This is a genomic window from Tsukamurella serpentis (genome assembly GCF_054780975.1).
Window position 1 is genome coordinate 17,447 of sequence record NZ_BAAGVH010000002.1, and the last position, 20,727, is coordinate 38,173.

Here is a 20,727-nt window from a genome sequence, read left to right on the forward strand (position 1 = left end):
GATCCACGGACCGGCGCGTCACAGCGTGGCGCGGACCACAGTAGGAGTTCGGGGCAGGATTGCCTTAGAATTCGGACACACGCCATGGATACCGCCCCGCCGGGCGAGAGAGGGTCGACGTGCTCCACGCGCGCGCCCGGCGGCCGTTGATCGGTGTCGCCGTAGGACTGTCTGTGCTCATCAGCGCGGGCTGCACTGCCACCCCCCAGGGGATGCGCAGTGCCCCGTCGTCGTCGAGCGCGGCCCCCGCGCCCTCGTATCCCCCGGCGACAGAGGCCTCCATCGTCGGCAAGTTCCCGGTCACCGAGCCGCAGCGGATCCAGTACACGGTGCCGGACGGCCTTTCGGACCCGGAGCAGAACTTCGGCGAGTTGTACCTTCCGATGAACCCGGCGATCGAGCAGAACGCCTCCGGCGGCCCGCTCGGCACCCACCCGACGATGCCCACCCTCCCGGACAAGGTCCCCGTCGTGGTGCTGCTGCACGGCGGCGGCTGGCGCACTCCGTCGGCCGCGTCGTCGATGTCGGAGATGGCGCGTTCGTTGGTCTCGCACGGCGTCGCGGTGTGGAACGTCGAGTACCGGCGGATCGGCGCGGGCGGCGGTTATCCCACGACGCTCACCGACACCGCCGCGGCGATCGACTTCCTACAGGCGGTGAAGGCCCAGCATGCTCCGAACCTGGACCTGAGCAACGTGGTCGTGGCCGGACATTCCGCGGGCGGCCAGCTCGCGGTGTGGGCCTCGGCGCGGTCGATGCTCACCCCCGGCGCCATGGGCAGTGTGCCCGCCGTGACCCCGGCGGCGGTGGTCTCGATGGGTGGCGTTCTCGACATGCGTCGCGCAGTCGCCGACGGCAACGTGAACACCCGCCTTTTCCTCGGTCTGCCCGAGGAGTTCCCACAGCAGTTCGCGGTGGCGGATCCGATCCAGAACATCAACCCGAAGGTCCCGGTGACCTGCTTCAACGGCACCGCCGATCGCATCGTCCGGCCCGCCGGTTGCGAGGCCTTCATCGCCGCTCTCAGTTCCAAGGGGGGCCGCGGCGAAGTGGTCCTGCTGCCCGGCGCCGGCCACAACGTGTACCTGCCCTCGCAGTCCCAGAACCGCTACTGGCCGGTGGTCCAGAAGGCGATACTGCGCTACACCGACGAACTCCGCCAGCGCGGCGGGAAGTGATTCGGTCGTCCGATCGCTCAGCGAGCCGATCGGCGGATGCTATTGCCGGACTCCTGGCACATCCATCAGGATCAGGGCGAATAACCGAGCCCATTGCGCTTTGAGGTGTCAAACTGTCGGTCTTGGGTGCACCGACCGCGGCGCACGAAGTACACGTGGGGTAAACATGAACGACAGCTCTCAAGACAAGCTCTACGGCACTGTCCTGCAAACTGTGGGGGCTGTTGCCAATCTTCCGGTCGTTCGGGTCGACCGAGAGGCCTTTCTCCACAAACAGTTCAGTGGTTCGCCACACCTTCAAGTCATCCTCGAGCAGGGACCGCAGACCGTGTACACGGTCGATTCTCTACGCCGCAAAGCGCGGACTGTGGTGAAGGACAGCGCCGCGAAGACATCTCTGGCCTCCTTCGCCACGGGACTGCCTGGTAATCCCGCGATCATGGTTGCGGCGGGTAGCGCCGATGTCGCCCAGTACTTCGCGTTCGCAATTAACCTCTCGCAGAAGATCGCCTACCTCTTTGGCGAGGATGAACTGTTCGACGGCGGCGGAGCGGATCTCTCCGAGGCCGCACAGGTCAGGATCATCGCGTACCTGGGCGCCATGTTCGGCGCATCCGGCGCTGCGGCTCTGGTGTCGCAGACATCGAAGGTGGCCGGTGCGAACGTGGGTAAGAAGGTCGCCGCACAGGCATTGACGAAGACGGCGTGGTATCCGCTCGTCAAGAAGGTCGGTGCGCTGGTCGGCAAGCAGGTCACCAAAAAGACTGTGGAGAAGACCATCACCAAAGCCGTGCCTGTCGTGGGTGGAGTCATCTCCGGAGGCCTGACCTACGCGACATTCAGGCCGATGGGACACCGCCTCGCAGACGTACTCGCGAAGAATCTCGCTGGTGAGTTCGACGTTGATCTCGAAATGAACCCCGACTTCATCGCCACAACCAGCGACGTGGTTGAGGGCGAGTTCGAGTAGCTGCCGGTTCTCCAATCGACCGCACGTGTCTACCCGATGCGAAGCGGGTCGATCTGGATCCGCACCGGATCGCCTTCGCGGCGCAGGCTCCGTCCGACCTGGGCGAGGAACAACGATCTGGCCAGTGCCCGCCCGTCGCGCCGCGCGGCGCGGATGAGCAGGCGCTGCGGCGGCGGACCGTCGTCGGCTGCACCGGGAATGCGCACTCCGGGCGGTAGATCGACGGGGCCGAGGATCTCGGCACCGGCCGGGAGCTCCGCGGAGGATGCGACCGCGGTGATGTCGGCCTCGGCACCGTCGAGCGCCGCCATGTGCACCGCGGGCGGGAATCCCACCTCCGCACGCTCGGCGAGTTCGGTGGCGGCGAAACCGGCCGGATCCCACCGGATCAGCGCCTGCACGGCGGGAACAGAGGCATCGGTGCCGCAGACCACGGTGCCGTCAGCGGCCACCAGGGCGGCGGCGTTGAACCATCGGCGCACGGTCTCCTCGCCCGCCCGCAGGTCGGCCCGGCCCAGTAGCAGCCACCCGTCGAGCAGGAGGGCCGCGCCGTAGCCGCCCTCGACCACCGGTTCGGCACCGGGGGTGGCCACCACCAGGCGCTTCCCGCCCGCCACCTGAGCGAGGACCGCGTCGCCGCCTGAGACGGTGACCGCCGCACCCGGGAAGGCCCGGCCGAGTTCTTCCGCAGTCCGGGTGGCGCCCACGATCACCGCCCGCATGGCCGTACCGCCGCAGGCGGGGCACCGGTACCCGGTATCCGGCTGGGCGCACCACCGGCAGACCAGGCCACCACGAGCGGACTGCTCCAGCGGGCCGTGGCACCGCCGACACCGGGCCGCGGTACGGCAACGCTCGCAGGACAACGCGGGCGCGTACCCCCGGCGGGGCACCTGCACCAGGACCGGTCGGTCGGCATCCAGGGCGGTGCGGGCGGCGCTGAACGCGGCCGCGGGCAGCCGGGCCGAGCGGGCCAGTGGATCTCGGGCGAGAGCGGTATCGGAATCGGCCGTACCGAGGATGCGGGGCGAACGCGAGCGTACGAGTTCGCGTGGCGCGACGATCTGGGCCGCCCAGCCCGCGTCCACCAGCGCCTGGGACTCCGGAGTGCGGGCGTAGCCGCCGATCAGCAGAGCCGCGCCCTCCCGGTGCGCGCGCAGTGCCAGCACCTCCCGGGTGTGCGGATACGGGGCGCGGGGTTCCACCAGGGACTCGTCACCGTCGTCCCACAGTGCGACCAGACCGAGGTCCGGGAGGGGCGCGAAGGCCGCGCTGCGGGTTCCGATCACCACTTTGGCCCCGCCGAGCAGTGCCAGCAGCCAGCGCCGGTAGCGAGTGGACGGGCCCAGGCCCGCTGCCAGTACCGCGGGCGCGAGGTGCGCGCACGCCTCGGCGAGCCGATCCAGATCGGCCTGATCGGGGACGATCAGGAGGGCGGTCCGGCCGGCGGCGACCACACCCGCCGCCAGGTCCGCGATCCGGGCCGCCCAGTCCTCCCCTGGGAGGGCCTGCCAGATCGCGCGAGGCGCGCGTCCTGCGGCGGCCGCGGCCGCGAACTGTGCCCCGTGCGTGTATTCGCCCAGTGGGGCTTCCGTTGAGGATTCCGGACGCGCGGGTTCGACAGGGGGCTTGTCGAGCAGTGCCTTCTCGACCCGGGCGTGCCGCGGCGGAATCGCCAGACGGAGCACGTCCGCGCGAGTCCCGGCGTACCGCTCGGCGACCTCTGTCACCAGCGCCAGCACCGGCGGGGTGAGCACCGGCAATGGAGAGACCACCCGATCGAGGCCGGCCAGCCGGCCCTCGTGGTCACTGTGCGGGAGCCGCTGCACCAGGTAGCCGTCCACGAGCCGCCCGGAGAACCGCACCCGCACCCGAACGCCGGGTTGCGCGGCCGCGTCGAGATCCGGAGGCACCAGGTAGTCGAACTCCCGATCCAGGTGACTGACCTGCAGCATCGGCAGGACCCTGGCAATCGGTAGATCGACCGCACTCACCTCGGCGGGAACCGCTTCGTCAGAGGCCAACGGCGGAGCGCAGCGCGTCCACCCGGTTGGTCTGCTCCCAGGGGAGATCGATGTCGGTGCGCCCGAAGTGCCCGTACGCCGCAGTGGGCGCGTAGATCGGACGCAGCAGGTCCAGTTCGTTGATGATCGCCCGCGGACGCAGGTCGAAGACCTCGGTGATCGCCTGCTGGATCTTCACCGGGTCGATCTTCTCGGTGCCGAAGGTCTCCACGAACAGGCCGACCGGCGCAGCCTTGCCGATCGCATAGGCGACCTGCACCTCGACCCGCTCCGCCAGACCCGCGGCGACTGCGTTCTTGGCCACCCAGCGCATCGCGTACGCGGCGCTGCGGTCCACCTTCGACGGGTCCTTACCGGAGAAGGCGCCGCCGCCGTGACGCGCCATGCCGCCGTAGGTGTCGACGATGATCTTGCGGCCGGTCAATCCCGCATCGCCCATCGGACCGCCGAGTACGAACTTGCCGGTCGGGTTGACCAGCAGTCGCACGTCGGAGGCGTCCAGGCTGGGCAGGTTCAAATCGGTGATCACCGAGTTCAGCACGTGCTGGCGCAGGTCCGGGGTGAGCATGGCGTCGATGTCGATATCGGCGGCGTGCTGGCTGGAGATGACCACGGTGTCCAGCCGCACCGGCTGCTCACCGGCGTACTCGATGGTCACCTGGGTCTTGCCGTCCGGACGCAGGTACGGCAGCGTGCCGTTCTTGCGCACCTCGGTGAGCCGCCGGGAGAGACGGTGCGCCAGGGAGATGGGCAACGGCATGAGCTCCGGGGTGTCCGAGCAGGCGTAGCCGAACATCAGGCCCTGATCGCCCGCGCCCTGCGCGTCGATCTCATCGGCGCCACCGTCGACGCGGTGTTCGTAGGCGCGATCGACGCCCTGTGCGATCTCGGGGCTCTGCGCACCGATCGCGATGTTCACACCGCACGAGTTGCCGTCGAAGCCCTTGGCTGAGCTGTCGTAGCCGATCTCGAGGACCTTGTCGCGGACGATCTTGGGAATGTCGGCGTAGGCGGAGGTGGTGACCTCGCCGGCGACGTGCACCTGGCCGGTGGTGACCAGTGTCTCGACGGCGACGCGCGAGGTCGGATCCTCGGCGAGCAGGGCGTCGAGCACCGAGTCCGAGATCGCGTCACAGATCTTGTCCGGGTGCCCCTCGGTGACCGACTCGCTGGTGAACAGACGGTGGGCGGAATTGGCATACCCAGCAACCACGTTCGGACGTCCTCTCGACTTCTTTTGCGATTTCAGTGGAAACTACCCGGCGGCGAGCACCCGGACGACGGCAGCGTCCAGTATGCGCGCCGCCATGGCCGACTTCGAACCCAGCGGCAGCGCGGTCTCGTTGCCGTCCGCCCCCAGCAACCAGCCCGAGTTCTCGTCGACCTCGAACGCCCGACCGTCGCCGACCGCATTGAGGACCAGCAGGTCACACCCCTTGCGGCGGAGCTTGGCGCGTCCGTACTCCAGGACGGTGCCACCGGCGTCGCCGGTCTCGGCCGCGAATCCGACGATCACGGCGTCGCTGCGCAGACCGCCGTCGGCGCGGGCGGCGACCAGGCCGGCGAGTACATCCGGATTCTCGATCATGGTGATCGTCTCCAGCGCATCGCTGCGGCCGTCGGCGCCCTTCTTGAGCTTGGTGGCGGCCACGTCGGCGGGCCGGTAATCGGCCACCGCGGCGGCCATGATGATCAGGTCGGCATCCGCGGCGTGTTCGGCCATCGCGGCCTGCAGGTCCAGCGCGGAGGCGATGCGGACCACGCTCACCGCGGACGGGTCCGTCAGCCCGACGGTGTTGCCCGCCACCAGAGTGACATCGGCCCCGCGCTGGGCGGCGATCCGCGCCAGGGCGTAACCCTGCTTCCCGGAGCTGCGGTTGGTGAGGTACCGGACCGGATCCAGCGCCTCCTTGGTTCCACCTGCGGAGATCACCACCTTGCGCCCCTGGAGATCACGTTCGAGGGCGCCCGGGTGTTCCAGGAGCAGATCGGCCAGCAATCCGATCTCCTCGGGCTCGGGCAGCCGACCGGCTCCGGTGTCCCTACCGGTCAAACGCCCGGACGCGGGTTCGAGGACGACGGCGCCGCGCTCGCGCAAGGTCGCGACGTTCGCGCGGGTCGCGGGGTGCTCCCACATCTCGGTGTGCATGGCGGGCGCGAAGACCACCGGGCAGCGTGCGGTGAGCAGCGTCCCGGTGAGCAGGTCGTCGGCGCGGCCCTGCGCCGATCGCGCGAGCAGGTCCGCGGTCGCCGGCGCGATGACCACCAGGTCGGCGTTCTGCCCGAGCCGCACGTGCGGCACCTCGGGGATCGACTCGAAGACGCCCGTCTGCACGGAATGACCGGAGAGCGCCTCGAAGGTGGCGGCACCGACGAATCTGAGCGCCGATTCGGTGGGGATCACCCGCACCTCGTGCCCGCGCTCAGCGAAGTACCTGACCAGCGCGCACGCCTTGTAGGCGGCGATCCCTCCACCGACCCCGACGATGATCATGGGCGGTTAGTCACTCGCCCTCGGTGTGCTCCAGGAGATCCTCGTGGATCTCGCGCATCGCGATCGACAGCGGCTTCTCGTGCAGGCCCGGCTCGACCAGCGGGCCGACGTACTCGAGGATGCCGTCGGAGAGGCTGTTGTAGTAGTCGTTGATCTGGCGGGCACGCTTGGCCGCGTAGATCACGAGCGCGTACTTCGACGAGGTGCGGTCGAGCAGCTCGTCGATCGGCGGGTTGGTGATGCCGAGCGGCTGGTCGTACACGGCCTCGGTGGTGGTGGTGCTCACGCGTCTCCTACGTCACAGATCATCAAAGTTCGCTGGTCTCGCCCAGTCTACGCGCGTGGCGCGAGCGGGCCGACCAACAAGGATACCAACCGAGCCACTGCTCGGTCCAAGTCGTCGTTCACGACGACCACATCGTAGGAGTCACGGGTGGCCATTTCGGCCCGCGCCGTCTCCAATCGCCGGGCGATGACCTCGGCACTCTCGGTGCCCCGGCCGCGCAGCCGGCGCTCCAGCTCGTCCCAGGTGGGAGGTGAGAGGAACACGGTGACCGCCTCCGGCAGGGCGGCCTTGACGCTGGCGGCACCGGCGAGATCGACCTCGACCAGCACGGGACGGCCCTCGTCGAGCGCCTGGTACACCGGCTTCGCCGGAGTGCCCGAGCGTTGCAGGCCGCCATGGATCTCCGCCCATTCGAGCAGGTCGCCGTCGGCGATGAGACGATCGAAGCCCTGCTCGCCGACGAAATGGTAGTCCTGGCCGTCCACCTCACCGGGGCGCGGATCGCGCGTGGTAGCGGAGACCGAGAAGAACAGGTCGGGGACCTCCTGACGGAGGCGGCCGACCACCGATGACTTACCGACGGCGGAGGGGCCGACCAGTACAACCAGTCGGCCCCTCCGGCCCGCGGGAATTACTCCGGACACGTGTGTGTCAGGCGGAGAACTTCTCGAGCAGCGCCTTGCGCTGCCGGTCACCCAGGCCGCGGACGCGGCGAGTGGGAGCGATCTCCAGCTCGGTCATCAGCTCCTGAGCCTTGACCTTGCCCACCTTGGGCAGAGCCTCGAGCAGTGCCGAGACCTTCATCTTGCCGAGAACCTCATCGGTCTCCGCGTCCTTCAGCACCTGCTGCAGGGTGGTGCCACCGCTCTTGAGCCGGTTCTTCAGCTCGGCGCGTGCGCGACGAGCGGCAGCTGCCTTCTCCAAAGCAGCGGCGCGCTGCTCGTCGGTCAACTGGGGAAGGGCCACGATTCCTCCGTCTTCGATGTACTAGGTCCTGCCGCGAACTTGCGACTGGATCGACGGTACCCACGATTGACTACCGGTGGGAACCCCACCCCCCTCTCACCTGCGGTTTGGCCGTGCTGTACACCCCCGCCCAACGAACACCGCACAAATCGGCCATTCCGGTCACAGATCGTCGGAATAGCATTGGTGCGCAATGTGATTCATCATCCACACGAACCGTGTGGACCCGGACGCGCTGTGACGGGTGGAACTCATGTGACCTGCGAAAACGTCAAGATCGAAGTTCCGTCCCGGGCGTGTCGGGCCGCCACCGGAGCGCGTGCGAGTGCACCAGCGCGCCGCGGATCACGGCGACGAACGCACCCGCACCCGCCGGCCGGCCCGCGAGCCGCGGCGCATCACCGGCTCCACGACCCGCGCCGCGATCGGTCCGAGAACCGCCATGATCAACACGTAGGTGGTGACCAGAGCCGCCACCCGGCCGTCGACCGCACCCGCCGCTACCGCGAGGCCGACGATCACGATGGAGAACTCGCCCCGCGCGACCAGGGCCGCCCCCGCCCGCGCCCGTCCCATCCGGGCGATTCCGGCCCGCTCGGCCGCCCACCAACCGGTGACCAGCTTGGTCACGGTGGTGATCACCGCCAGCAGCACCGCCCAGCCGAGTACCGGCGGAATCGCCCGCGGATCGGTGTTCAGGCCGAAGACCACGAAGAACAGCGCCGCGAACAGATCCCGCAGGGGTTCGAGCAGTCGCACCGCCTGGTTCGCGATGGACCCGGAGATCGCGATACCGAGCAGGAACGCGCCGACCGCGGCGGAGACCTGCATCGCTGAAGCCAGACCGGCCACCAACAGTGCGGCGCCGATCAGTTTGAGCAGGAAGACCTCACGGTCCTCGTTGTAGATGATCGCCGACACCCGCTGTCCGAAGCGCAGCGCGGAGACCAGGACCACGCCCACCACCGTCAGCGCGATGATCACCGCTTGGATGTTGCCGATCAGGCCCAGGCCGGCGAGCACGGCGGTCAGGATCGGCAGGTACACCGCCATCGCCAGATCCTCGAAGACCAGCAGCGAGAGCACCACCGGTGTCTCCCGGTTCCCGAGCCGCCCCAGGTCGCTGAGCACCTTCGCCGCGATACCGGACGACGAGATGTAGGTGACCCCGGCGAGTACCAGCGCACCGGTCGGCCCCCAGCCCAGCACCAGCGCCACGATCACGCCGGGCGTGGCATTGAGTGCGATGTCGAGCAGTCCCGCCGACCAGGACTTGCGCATCCCCGCCACCAGTTCGGCGGCGGTGTACTCGAGCCCCAGCATGAGCAGCAGGAGGATCACGCCGATCTCCCCGGCGGTGGCACTGAACTCGCTCGCCTGGCCGAGCGGGATCACCCCGCCCACACCGAACGCGAGCCCGCCGATCAGGTACAGCGGGATCGGTGAGATCCCCACCTTGCGTGCCGCCCGGCCGAGGAAGCCGAGCACGAAGAAGATCGCACCCAGTTCGATGAGTGCGACGGTGCCCTCGCTGAGGTGCAGGTTCACCCGTTCGCCAGGATCTGCGCTGCGGTATCGAGTCCCGCGGCCGTACCCACGACCACCAGCAGATCTCCGGCGGTGAAGACGAACTCCGGTCCGGGTGAGGGGTGCACGCCGCCGGCGCGCATCACCGCGACGATCGAGGTCGTGGTGCGGGTGCGCATGCGGGTCTCCCCCAGCTCACGCCCGTCGTACGGGGAGCCCGCGCCGATCTGCAGTTGCCGAGTGTCGATCTGTTCCAGTTCGCGGTGCTCGCGGCGCAGCTGATCGACCAGTTGCGGTGCGCCGAGCAGATTCGCCAGCACCCCGGCCTCCTCACCGCTGAGGGGCACCTGAGCCGCACAGGCGTCCGGGTCGTCGAGTTCGGAGAGGAACAGCTCGACGGTGCCGTCGCGGTGGGCCACCACCCCGACCCGCCTTCCGGTACTGAGCTCGAAGTCCTTCCGTACTCCGATTCCGGGCAAAGGAGTCACATCGACGTTCACGCTGCCGACAATAGTCCGCCCGGTTCAGCCCAGGGCCCGCTCCACCTCATCGCGCACAGACAGGGCGGCATCGCGGATCGACGATGCCTGCGGACCTGCGGAAAGCACCTGCCGGGAGGAGTTGGGAAGCACCATCGCCCCGGGGCCGAAAACGGCTCGCAGGTCCGACGGTGACGCTCCCTGCGCGCCCAGTCCCGGTGCGAGTATCGGACCGGCCAGACCGGTGAGGTCGAGACCGTGGTCACGGGTGGCACCGACCACCAGTCCGACGGTGCCGGTACCGTCGGCGTTGTCCGAGCGGGCGGCGTCGACGATGCGTTGAGCGACACCGTCGGCCTGGACCTGCGCCCCCTCCGGATTCGAGGTGCGGGCCAGGACGAAGACGCCGCGGCCGGCGGAACGCGCAGCGTCCACGGCCGGCGCCAGGGAGCCGTACCCGAGATAGGGCGAGAGCGTCACCGCATCGGCTGCGAGCGGCGAATCCCCCATCCAGGCGCGGGCGTAGCCGGCCATGGTGGATCCGATGTCACCGCGCTTGGCGTCGGCGATCACCACCGCCCCGGCCGCACGGCAGGCCGCGATCACCTCCTCCAGCGCGAGCATCCCGGCGGCGCCGAACTGCTCGAAGAAGGCCACCTGCGGTTTGACGAAGCCGATCTCGCCGGCGAAGGCCTCCGCGCAGCGCAAGCCGAACTCGCGGACCCCGGCGGCATCGTCGGACAGCCCCCATGCGGCGAGCAGCGGCGGGTGCGGGTCGATGCCCACCACCAGCCGCCCCCGCGCGGCGACGGCGGCGGCGACGCGCCGTCCGAACGGCTCCACGAGGGTCACAGGTTCACCAGGGCCGCGTGCATGTCCTGCAGGCTCTTGACGCCGATGCCGCCGCGCAGGGCCGCTTCGATGCCCTGCACCGCCGCGGAGGCTCCCTGGACGGTGGTCACGCACGGTACCGAGGCCTGCACCGCTGCGGTGCGGATCTCGTAGCCGTCCACGCGCGGTCCGGTGTTGCCGTAGGGGGTGTTGATGATCAGCCCCACCTCGCCGTTCTTGATCTTCTCGACGATGGACTGCTCGCCCTCACCGATCGGATCGGAGTGCTTGAGGACGGTCTCGACCTGGACCCCGTTGCGGCGCAGCACGTCCGCGGTGCCGGCGGTGGCCAGGATGGTGAAACCGAGATCGGCGAGCCGCTTGACCGGGAAGATCAGGGCACGCTTGTCCTTGTTGGCGACCGAGACGAAGACGTTTCCGGTGGCCGGCAGCGAGCCGCTGATCGCGGTCTGCGACTTGGCGAAGGCGGTGCCGAAGTCGCGGTCGACGCCCATCACCTCACCGGTGGACTTCATCTCCGGGGAGAGCAGCGAGTCGACGCCGGTGCCGTCTGCGCGGCGGAACCGGTTGAACGGCAGCACAGCCTCCTTGACCGAGACCGGGGCGTCGATCGGCATCCGCGAGCCGTCGCCCTCACGCGGGAGGATCTGCTGCTCGCGCAGTTCTGCGATGCTCTGGCCGAGCATCACCCGCGCGCACGCCTTGGCCAGCTGCACGGCGGTGGCCTTCGAGACGAAGGGCACCGTCCGCGAGGCGCGGGGGTTCGCCTCCAGCACGTACAGCACATCGTCCTTGAGGGCGTACTGCACGTTCATCAGGCCGTGCACGCCGATTCCCCGGGCCAGCGCCTCGGTGGCCCGGCGGACGGCGTCGATATCGGCCGGACCGAGGGTGGTCGGGGGCAGCGAGCAGGCCGAGTCGCCGGAGTGGATTCCGGCCTCCTCGATGTGCTCCATGATGCCGCCGATGAACACCTCACCAGTGGCGTCGCAGAGTGCGTCCACGTCGATCTCCACCGCGTCCTCCAGGAAGCGGTCCACCAACACCGGCCGGTCCGGGGCGAGTTCGGTGGCGCGGGAGATGTAGTCGAGCAGCGACTGCTCGTCGTAGACGATCTCCATCCCGCGGCCGCCCAACACGTACGACGGGCGCACCAGCACCGGGTAGCCGATTCCGGCCGCCACCTCGCGGGCACCGTCGGCGGTGGTTGCGGTGCCGAACTTCGGGGCCGGTAGCCCGGCCTCGGTGAGCACACGACCGAACTCGCCGCGGTCCTCCGCGAGGTCGATCGCCTCAGGAGAGGTACCGACGATCGGCAGTCCGGCGGCCTTGAGCCGAGCGGCGAGTCCGAGCGGGGTCTGACCGCCCAATTGGACGATCACGCCGACCACGCCGGGGCCACCACTGCCGGAGCGCTCCTCCGAGTGGTAGACCTCGAGGACGTCCTCGAAGGTGAGCGGCTCGAAGTACAGCCGGTCCGCGGTGTCGTAGTCGGTGGAGACGGTCTCCGGGTTGCAGTTGACCATCACGGTCTCGTAGCCGGCCTCGCTGAGCGTGAGCGCGGCGTGCACACATGAGTAGTCGAATTCGATGCCCTGGCCGATGCGGTTGGGCCCGGAACCGAGGATGAGCACCTTGGGCCGCTCGGTCTGAGGCGCCACCTCACTGGTCGCCGCGGGATCGAGCTCGTAGCTGCTGTAGTGGTACGGCGTCCTGGCCTCGAACTCCGCGGCGCAGGTATCCACCGTCTTGTAGACGGGCCGGATGTCGTGCTCGTGCCGGTATGCGCGGATCTCGTCCTCGCCGACGCCGCGCAGTTCGGCGATCTGCAGGTCCGAAAGGCCGTTACTCTTGGCGGTGCGGACCAGTTCGGGCGTCAGGTCCGCGGTGCGCACCGAAAGAGCGAGATCGATGATCGCCTTGATCTCCTCCAGGAACCAGGGGTCGATCTTGGTGGACGCGAAGATCTGCTCGACCGTTGCGCCGAGCTCGAAGGCGCGACCGATCAGGTAGTAGCGGCCGTCCTTGGGGACCTTGATCCGTTCCAGCAGTTCATCGAGGGTCGCTCCGTCATCGAGCCCGCTCGCGGTGATCTCCGCGCTGCCGGCGGGGGCACCGGTGAAGAATCCGTGCCGCTTGGTCTCCAGCGAGCGCATCACCTTTCCGAAGGCCTCGGCGAAGCTGCGGCCCAGGCTCATCGCCTCGCCGACCGACTTCATGGTGGTGGTGAGCGTGTCATCGGCACCGGGGAACTTCTCGAAGGCGAACCGCGGGGCCTTGACCACCACGTAGTCGAGGGTCGGCTCGAAGCACGCCGGCGTCTCGCCGGTGATGTCGTTGAGGATCTCGTCGAGGGTGTAGCCCACGGCCAGCTTGGCGGCGATCTTCGCGATCGGGAAACCGGTGGCCTTACTGGCCAGCGCGGACGAGCGGGACACGCGCGGGTTCATCTCGATGGTGACCAGGCGGCCGTCGCGCGGGTCCTGGGCGAACTGGATGTTGCAGCCGCCGGTGTCCACACCGACCTCACGCAGAATCGCGATCGACTGGTCGCGCATGATCTGGTACTCGCGGTCGGTGAGCGTCATCGCCGGGGCGACGGTGACCGAGTCACCGGTGTGCACGCCCACCGGGTCGACGTTCTCGATCGAGCACACCACGACCACGTTGTCGCGGCCGTCGCGCATCAGCTCGAGCTCGTACTCCTTCCAGCCGAGGATGGACTCCTCGATGAGCACGTTCGCGGTCGGCGACGCGGCCAGCCCGGCGCCGGCGATGCGCACCAGATCGTCCTCGTCGTAGGCCATGCCCGAACCCAGGCCACCCATGGTGAACGAGGGGCGCACCACCACGGGGTAGCCCAGCTCGGCGACCGTCTCCCGACACTCGTCGAGGGTGTAGCAGACCTTGGAGCGGGCGGATTCGCCGCCGACCTTGGCGACGATGTCCTTGAACATCTGCCGGTCCTCGCCACGCTGGATGGCGTCGAAATCGGCACCGATCAGGCGGATCCCGTACTTGTCGAGGATGCCCTGCTCGTGCAGCCCCACCGCGGCGTTGAGCGCGGTCTGCCCGCCCAGCGTGGCGAGCACGGCGTCGATCGGGAAACCCTTGTCGCGTTCGGCGACGATCACCTTCTCGATGAACTCGGGGGTGATCGGTTCGATGTACGTGGCGTCGGCGAACTCGGGGTCGGTCATGATCGTGGCCGGGTTCGAGTTGACCAGCGAGACCCGCAGGCCCTCGGCACGCAGGACTCGGCAGGCCTGGGTACCGGAGTAGTCGAACTCGCAGGCCTGGCCGATCACGATCGGCCCGGAGCCGATCACCAGGACGTGCTGGATATCGCTGCGCCGAGGCATTACTTGTCTCCCGTGGTGCTCATGATGCTGGCGAAGTTGTCGAAGAGGTACGCGGCGTCGTGCGGGCCGGCCGCGGCCTCGGGGTGGTACTGGACGGAGAAGGCACGGCCGCTGATCAGCTCCACGCCTTCAACGACACCGTCGTTGGCACAGACGTGGCTGACCCGTCCGCGCCCGAAGGGGGTGTCGAACTCTGCGCCGCGCTCACCTTCCAGGGCGAAGCCGTGATTCTGCGCGGTGATCGAGATCCGCCCGGTGGAATCCTCCACCACGGGAATATTGATACCGCGGTGGCCGAACTTCATCTTGTAGGTCTCGAGCCCGAAGGCGCGGCCCAGCAACTGGTTGCCCAGGCAGATGCCGAACAGGGGCAGGCCGGCATCGAGCACTCCTCGGGTGAGTTCGACCTCGTGCTCGGCGGTCGCCGGATCACCGGGGCCGTTGGAGAGGAAGAAGCCGTCCGGATCGAACGATCGCACCTCATCGAGGGTGATGGTCGAGGGCACCACGTGCACCCGCATACCGCGCTCGGCGAACATCCGCGGGGTATTGGTCTTGATCCCCAGATCCACCGCGACCACGGTGAATCGGGGCTCGGTGCCCGCCGGTCCCGCCGGTTCGATGGTGTAGGACTCGGCGGTGGAGACCTCACTGACCAGGCTCAGGCCCTTCATCGACGGCTGTGCACGGACTCGGTCGAGCAGTTCGGCCTCCGGTGCCAGGGCGTCTCCGGAGAAGATGCCTGCGCGCATCGAGCCGTTGTCACGCAGCCGGCGCACCAGCGCGCGGGTGTCGATGCCGCCGATGCCGACGACGCCCTGGTCGGCCAGTTCACCTTCCAGGGTGCCCTTGGCCCGCCAGTTGCTCACCCGGCGGGTGGGATTGCGCACCGCATAACCGGCGACCCAGATCTTCCCGCTGTCACGCTCCGGCCCGCTCGCGCCGCTCCCGCGACTCTCCCCGTCCTCATGGTTCCAGCCGGTGTTGCCGATCTGGGGCGCGGTGGCCACCACGATCTGCCGGGCGTACGACGGGTCGGTGAGAGTCTCCTGGTAGCCGGTCATCGCGGTGCAGAAGACGGCCTCGCCGAGGGTCTGGCCGACTGCGCCGTATTCGGCTCCGCGGTGCACCGTGCCGTCCTCGAGGACCAGCAGTGCTTTGTTGTCGGCAGCCATCTAACTTTCCCTCACGTCCATCAGTTTTCGATACGTCGTCTTGTCGTCCGCACGGAAGCCCGTGTCGATGACGGTGCCGGTGGGCAGTTCCCAGCGCAGCACCAGCAGGCCGTCGCCGGGCATCACCTTCCCGGCGAGTTTGGAGGCGCGGCGCACCTCGATGATGCTGTCGTCGGCGATCCACATCGGGTTGCCGCGGCCGCGCTCGATCAGGTAACCACCGGTGTAGCGGCTGAGGTTCACGCTCGCGCGGTAACCCCAGTCCCCCACCGCGACCCGGTCCTGCCAGTGCGGTGCGACGGTGCTACCGATGTACACACCCGAGACCGGCCCGAACTCCAGTTCGCCGAGCGCCTGCGGGGTGGTGGGGATCTCGCCGACGGCTGCGGCCTGCCGCCGCCCGCGGCGGCGCCACCCGAGCGCCATGAGGGAGAACAGAACCACCAGGACGACCAGCACCAGCAGCAGAGTCGCCAGATCGCTGATACTCACGAGCGGTCCCCCGTTCCGGAGGCCGCGGCCACACCGTCTCGGGCGGTGACCCTGCCGCGGAGCACGGTGAGCACGGGCTTCGCCCGGAAGCTCAGATCCGCGAAGGGGGTGTTCCGCGAGCGGCTGGCCAGGTCGTCCGGCCGTACCGTCCAACCGTGATCCGGGTCGATCACCGTGAGGTTGGCCGGCTCTCCCACCTCGATCGGACGCCCCTGGTCGTCGAGCCGCGCGATCTGCGCCGGCTTCTCACTGAGGATGCGGGCGACGTCGCGCCAGGTCAGGTCACCGGGCTCGACCATCACCTGCGCGACGATCGCCAGCGCGGTCTCCAACCCGAGCATGCCCGGCCGCGCAGCGGCGAACTCGCAGCACTTGTCCTGCTCGGCGTGCGGCGCGTGGTCGGTGGCGACGCAGTCGATCACGCCGTCGCGCAACGCCGCCCGCAGCGCTACGACGTCCGAGCTCTCCCGCAACGGCGGGTTCACCCGGTTGACGGCGTCGTAGGTGGCCAGCCGGGAGTCGTCGAGTAGCAGATGGTGCGGGGTCACCTCGGCGGTGATGGCGATCCCCTGTGCCTTGGCCCAGGCGAGCAGTTCGACGGTGCCCGCGGTAGACGCGTGGCAGATGTGTACCCGGGCACCCGCGTCGCGGGCGAGCAGGGCATCGCGCGCGACGATCGCCTCCTCGGCGGCGCGCGGCCACCCGGTCAGTCCCAGGCGTGCCGCTGCCGGACCCTCGTGCGCGACGGCGCCCTCGGTCAGTCTCGGCTCCTCCGCGTGCTGCGCGATGACCACACCCAGCGATGCCGAGTACTCGAGCGCCCGCCGCATCAGCAGTGGGTCCGCTACGCAGACACCGTCGTCGGAGAAGATCCGCACACGCCCCGGCCGCGCGCCGTTCGGCCCGGCCACTCCGCTTCCGGCGCCGCCGGCCATCATGCCCATCTCGGCGAGCTTGGTGCCCTTGAGTCCGACGGTGACCGCGCCGACGGGGTGCACGTCCACCAGGCCGACCTCCTGACCGCGCCGGTACACGTGGTCGGTGACGACGGCGGAATCGGCGACCGGCGAGGTGTTGGCCATCGCGAAGACAGCGGTGTATCCACCGACCGCGGCGGCCGCGGAGCCGGTCTCGATGGTCTCGGTGTCCTCGCGTCCGGGCTCGCGCAGATGAGTGTGCAGGTCGACGAAGCCGGGCAGGAGGACCCCTCCCTTGCCGTCGACGACCTCGGCACCTTCGGGCCGGCCGAGATCCGCGCCGATCGCGACGATCTCACCGGCGTCGACCGCGACATCGATCGACTCACCCTCACCGTAGGGCCGAACGTTCTTCAGCAGCAGGCTCATTCGTCTCCTCCGTCTTTTGCCAGCAGATGGAAGAGCACCGCCATCCGTACATGCACTCCGTTGTTCACCTGCTGCAGCACCGCTGCCTGAGCGGAGTCCGCGACCGAGTACCCGATCTCCATACCGCGCAGCATCGGTCCCGGGTGCAGCACCACGGCGTGCTCGGGCAGCAGGGCGGCGCGCTGCGCGTTGAGCCCGTAGCGCACCGAGTACTCGCGCTCGCTGGGGAAGTAGCCGCCGTTCATCCGCTCGGCCTGCACGCGCAGCATCATCACCGCGTCGGCCCCCGGGAGCTCCGCTTCCAGGCTGTCCGCGATGGTGACCGGCCAGGTGTCGGCGCCCACCGGGAGCAGGGTGCGCGGCGCCACGAGCACGACCTCGGCGCCGAGTGTGGACAGCAACAGAGCATTGGAACGGGCGACCCGACTGTGCAGGACGTCACCGACGATCACCACGCGGCGCCCCTCGATGCCACCGAGCCGCTGTCGCAGGGTCAGCGCGTCGAGCAGGGCCTGGGTGGGGTGCTCGTGGGTGCCGTCACCAGCATTGATCACCACCGGCCCAAGGGCCGCTCCCGCGGGATTGGTCCATGCAGCGATCTGTTGCGCCGCACCGGATGCCGGGTGCCGCACGATCAGCGCGTCGGCGCCCGCGGCGTGCAGGGTCAGCGCGGTGTCCCGGAGGGACTCCCCTTTGGCCACCGAGCTCGACGAGGCGGAGACGTTGATCACGTCCGCACTCATCCACTTGCCGGCCACCTCGAACGAGACCCGGGTGCGGGTGGAGTTCTCGTAGAACACGGTCATGATGGTGCGTCCGCGCAGCGTCGGCAGCTTCTTGACCTCTCGGCCCAGCAGCGCCTGCTGCAGCCGGTCGGCTTCGTCGAGGACGGCCTCGGCGCGGTCGCGGTCGAGATCCGCTGCGGAGAGCAGATGCCGGCTCATTCGATCACCACGGCGTCTTCGCCGTCCTTCTCCTGCAGACGGACCTGCACGTCCTCGGCCCGGGAGGTGGGGATGTTCTTCCCCACGTAATCGGCGCGGATCGGCAACTGCCGGTGCCCACGGTCGACGAGCACGGCCAGTTGCACCGCAGCGGGGCGGCCGATATCGCGCAGCGAGTCCAGTGCGGCGCGAACCGTACGGCCGGAGAACAGGACGTCGTCGACGAGGATCACCAGGGCATCGTCGACGCCCTGGGGCGGAACGGTGGTGCGTTCGAGGGGACGGTGCGGCTTGTGCCGCAGATCGTCACGGTAGAGGGTGATGTCGAGGTGCCCCACGGGCACGTTCACCCCGGAGAACTCCTCGATGTCGGCGGCCAGCCGAGCGGCGAGAACAGCGCCGCGAGTGGGGATGCCGAACATAACGACTCGGGGCGGAGCCGGCTGGCCGGCGTCGTCCGAGCGGGCACTGTCTAAGGCCGTCTTCTCGATGATCTGATGCGCGATCCGTGCCACCGTACGAGTGACATCGGCCGCGGACATGAGTTCCCGAGCCACGTGACCTCCTTCTCCGCCTCTCCGGACGGCTCGCTCCGCCTCTCGGGACGGACTTAAAGGATGCCTTGATGCAAGACGCAGCATACCAGTACGTTCGGTTCATGGAATTGTCGACCAGACAGCGCGAGACGCTCTCTGCGATCGTGGATGCGTTCGCTCCGGGCGACGGCGTGGCGGTCCCGTCGGCGAGCTCGGTCAGCGCCGGTGAACTGGCCGTTTCCTATGCCGATCGCAGCCCCCGCGATAGCGACGGGATCTCGCTGTCGCAGTCGCTGTCACTGTTCGACAACCGGATCTTCGGCACCACCGTGCTGGGCACGCGCGGGCAGCGGTTCGCGGACCTGTCCGCAGCGGACCGGGAGAAGGTGCTCATCGACCTGTCCCGCTCCCGGTTCGTGCAGAAGCGGATGCTGTTCAAGCGGTTGCGCAACATCGCGTTGTTGTCGTACTACGCGGCCGGCGGTGCCGGCGGCGATCACGGCCCGGGGGCCGAGCTGATGTCGGCGATCGGCTACGTCAGCCCCGCGCCCCCGAAGAAACCACGGGCACGCACCATGCGGGCACTGCGTCCATTGACCCCTACCCGGTACCAGATCGACGCCACCACCGCCTGCGACGTGGTGGTGATCGGCTCCGGCGCGGGCGGCGCGGTCGCCGCCGCCGCGCTGGCCGAGGCCGGTCTGGACGTGCTGGTCCTCGAGCGGGGCGATTACCCCTCCCCGCTGGAGATCGGCGACACGGATTCGGAGAACCTGGACCAGCTGTACGCCCCGGGACCGTTCTGGAGCGAGAACGGCCAGTCGTACCTGATCACCGCGCGATGCCTGGGCGGCGGCACCACCGTCTCGCACGGCGGCTACTTCCGGCCCTCGGAGCAGGTCCGGGCCGATTGGGCGGACCGCGGCATCGACACCGGGCCCGAGTTCGACGCCGCCCTGGACGAGGTGTGGCGGCGCTCCGACGTCTCTATCGCCACTACCCCACTGTCCGTGCGGGACGAACTGCTGGAGAAGGGCTGCCGCGGCATCGGCCTGCCGGTGCAGCCGGTACCGATGCCGGAGGCCGGGGAGCCCGCGACCGCAGACGGTCGCTGGGGGTCGGCGAGCCGGGTCGCCGGGAAGCAGGACGCCGCACAGACCTGGCTGCGGGATGCGCACAAGCGCGGAGCCCGGATCGTGACCGGCGCCGAGGCCAGGAGCATCGAGATACAGGGCGGGCGGGCGCGGACCGTGACCGCCCGCACCTTCGGCGGCTCGTGGCTGACGGTGCGCTGCAGCGCGGTGGTGGTCGCTGCGGGCGGTTTCCAGACCCCGGCACTGCTGGCCCGCTCCGGGATCGGCGGTCCCCACGTGGGCAAGCACCTGCATCTGCACCCCACCGCATCCGCACTCGGGGTCTTCGGGGAGACGGTCAATCCGTGGGAGGGTTCGCCGTCGGCGTGCTTCAGCGACGCGCACGCCAACCTGGACGGCAACGGTTTCGGAACCCTTTACGAGACCATCCCGCTGACCCCGGCGCTGGCGGCGAGTTTCGTTCCGTGGCGCAATTCCACCGAGCACCTCAATGTGATGCGCCAACTGCCGCACCTGTCGGTGGTGCGAGTGGTGGTCCGCGATCGCAGTGCTGGCGAGCTGGCGATGGACGCCTCCGGCGAACCGTCGGTGCGGTACGAGCTGGCCGAGGCCGACCGCGCCCACCTGCGCACCGGGGTCGACACCGCGGTTCGGATCCTGGAATCCGCCGGGGCGCGCCGCATCTTCACCGGGCAGCAGCGCGGCGGTGACTACGTACCGGGCGAGCAGTCGCTGGAGCGGTTCCTGGAGCGCTCGCACGCGGCCGGATACGGCGTCGGCGAGATCGCCATCGGATCGACGGAGCCGATGAGCTCCGCCCGGATGGCCTCGTCGAACCGACGGGGCGTGGCCGATCCCGAGGGCGCCCTATGGGATGTACCGAACGTGGTGCTCGCCGATGCGTCGATGCTGCCCACCGCATGCGGTGTGCACCCGATCGGGACGGTCCAGGCCCTGGCATTGCGCAACGCGAGAGCGCTGGCCGCCCGGCTCGGGAAGTGA

The 20,727-nt window shown here is 69.2% G+C and carries 18 protein-coding genes; 3 read left to right on the top strand and 15 right to left on the bottom strand.

All coding sequences use genetic code 11. The annotated features are described in order from the left end of the window. Positions 1 to 119 precede the first annotated feature (119 nt). Entirely contained in the window at positions 120 to 1,178 is a 1,059-nt protein-coding gene (locus ACYVHG_RS02510; protein WP_461165871.1) for an alpha/beta hydrolase family protein, read from the top strand. A gap of 166 nt (positions 1,179 to 1,344) precedes the next feature. After that, positions 1,345 to 2,148, top strand: coding sequence for a hypothetical protein (locus ACYVHG_RS02515; RefSeq protein WP_461165872.1), 804 nt, complete (start codon positions 1,345 to 1,347; stop codon positions 2,146 to 2,148). A gap of 29 nt (positions 2,149 to 2,177) precedes the next feature. On the opposite strand, the gene ACYVHG_RS02520 is transcribed toward ACYVHG_RS02515, so the two are convergent. The 15 genes from ACYVHG_RS02520 to pyrR all read right to left on the bottom strand — a co-directional run bounded on the left by ACYVHG_RS02520 (position 2,178) and on the right by pyrR (position 18,736). Next, on the bottom strand, positions 2,178 to 4,103 hold the full coding sequence (locus ACYVHG_RS02520) for a primosomal protein N' (RefSeq protein WP_461165873.1): 1,926 nt from the start codon (positions 4,101 to 4,103) through the stop codon (positions 2,178 to 2,180). Positions 4,104 to 4,161: 58 nt separating this feature from the next. Beyond that, entirely contained in the window at positions 4,162 to 5,385 is a 1,224-nt protein-coding gene (gene metK / locus ACYVHG_RS02525; RefSeq protein WP_461165874.1) for a methionine adenosyltransferase, read from the bottom strand. Positions 5,386 to 5,427: 42 nt separating this feature from the next. Next, positions 5,428 to 6,666 carry a bifunctional phosphopantothenoylcysteine decarboxylase/phosphopantothenate--cysteine ligase CoaBC gene (gene coaBC, locus ACYVHG_RS02530; RefSeq protein WP_461165875.1) on the bottom strand — a complete coding sequence of 413 codons (1,239 nt, stop codon included), beginning with the start codon at positions 6,664 to 6,666 and terminating at the stop codon, positions 5,428 to 5,430. Positions 6,667 to 6,676: 10 nt separating this feature from the next. Continuing rightward, positions 6,677 to 6,952, bottom strand: a complete 276-nt coding sequence (rpoZ, locus tag ACYVHG_RS02535; RefSeq protein ID WP_461165876.1) for a DNA-directed RNA polymerase subunit omega — start codon at positions 6,950 to 6,952, stop codon at positions 6,677 to 6,679. Between the two features lie 47 nt (positions 6,953 to 6,999). After that, positions 7,000 to 7,584, bottom strand: coding sequence for a guanylate kinase (gene gmk / locus ACYVHG_RS02540; protein ID WP_461166892.1), 585 nt, complete (start codon positions 7,582 to 7,584; stop codon positions 7,000 to 7,002). 19 nt (positions 7,585 to 7,603) lie between these two features. Beyond that, entirely contained in the window at positions 7,604 to 7,918 is a 315-nt protein-coding gene (gene mihF, locus ACYVHG_RS02545; protein ID WP_068520860.1) for an integration host factor, actinobacterial type, read from the bottom strand. A 345-nt stretch (positions 7,919 to 8,263) separates the two neighbouring features. Next, the gene (locus ACYVHG_RS02550) at positions 8,264 to 9,466 is read right to left on the bottom strand and encodes a cation:proton antiporter (protein ID WP_461165877.1); all 1,203 of its coding nucleotides are present in this window, start codon (positions 9,464 to 9,466) and stop codon (positions 8,264 to 8,266) included. Beyond that, positions 9,463 to 9,945 carry a cation:proton antiporter regulatory subunit gene (locus ACYVHG_RS02555; RefSeq protein WP_461165878.1) on the bottom strand — a complete coding sequence of 161 codons (483 nt, stop codon included), beginning with the start codon at positions 9,943 to 9,945 and terminating at the stop codon, positions 9,463 to 9,465. The genes ACYVHG_RS02550 and ACYVHG_RS02555 overlap by 4 nt, the downstream gene beginning before the upstream one ends. Before the next feature lie 24 nt (positions 9,946 to 9,969). Further along, the gene (gene pyrF, locus ACYVHG_RS02560) at positions 9,970 to 10,767 is read right to left on the bottom strand and encodes an orotidine-5'-phosphate decarboxylase (protein ID WP_461166893.1); all 798 of its coding nucleotides are present in this window, start codon (positions 10,765 to 10,767) and stop codon (positions 9,970 to 9,972) included. A gap of 5 nt (positions 10,768 to 10,772) precedes the next feature. Continuing rightward, the gene (gene carB, locus ACYVHG_RS02565) at positions 10,773 to 14,138 is read right to left on the bottom strand and encodes a carbamoyl-phosphate synthase large subunit (protein ID WP_461165879.1); all 3,366 of its coding nucleotides are present in this window, start codon (positions 14,136 to 14,138) and stop codon (positions 10,773 to 10,775) included. Further along, positions 14,138 to 15,313 (bottom strand): glutamine-hydrolyzing carbamoyl-phosphate synthase small subunit, encoded by a 1,176-nt coding sequence (gene carA, locus ACYVHG_RS02570; protein WP_461165880.1) that lies wholly within the window; start codon positions 15,311 to 15,313, stop codon positions 14,138 to 14,140. Before carA ends, carB begins: the two co-directional genes overlap by 1 nt. Next, on the bottom strand, positions 15,314 to 15,805 hold the full coding sequence (locus tag ACYVHG_RS02575; RefSeq protein ID WP_461165881.1) for a PH-like domain-containing protein: 492 nt from the start codon (positions 15,803 to 15,805) through the stop codon (positions 15,314 to 15,316). Beyond that, on the bottom strand, positions 15,802 to 17,151 hold the full coding sequence (locus ACYVHG_RS02580) for a dihydroorotase (RefSeq protein ID WP_461165882.1): 1,350 nt from the start codon (positions 17,149 to 17,151) through the stop codon (positions 15,802 to 15,804). The genes ACYVHG_RS02575 and ACYVHG_RS02580 overlap by 4 nt, the downstream gene beginning before the upstream one ends. Then, complete coding sequence (locus ACYVHG_RS02585) at positions 17,148 to 18,095, bottom strand: aspartate carbamoyltransferase catalytic subunit (RefSeq protein ID WP_461165883.1); 948 nt, start codon at positions 18,093 to 18,095, stop codon at positions 17,148 to 17,150. The genes ACYVHG_RS02580 and ACYVHG_RS02585 overlap by 4 nt, the downstream gene beginning before the upstream one ends. Beyond that, the gene (gene pyrR / locus ACYVHG_RS02590) at positions 18,092 to 18,736 is read right to left on the bottom strand and encodes a bifunctional pyr operon transcriptional regulator/uracil phosphoribosyltransferase PyrR (RefSeq protein WP_461165884.1); all 645 of its coding nucleotides are present in this window, start codon (positions 18,734 to 18,736) and stop codon (positions 18,092 to 18,094) included. Before pyrR ends, ACYVHG_RS02585 begins: the two co-directional genes overlap by 4 nt. Between pyrR and ACYVHG_RS02595 the strand changes: the two genes are divergently transcribed. Beyond that, a complete protein-coding gene (locus ACYVHG_RS02595; RefSeq protein WP_461165885.1) occupies positions 18,721 to 20,727 on the top strand; it encodes an FAD-dependent oxidoreductase in 2,007 nt (668 codons plus the stop codon). The two genes, pyrR and ACYVHG_RS02595, sit on opposite strands and share 16 nt — an antisense overlap.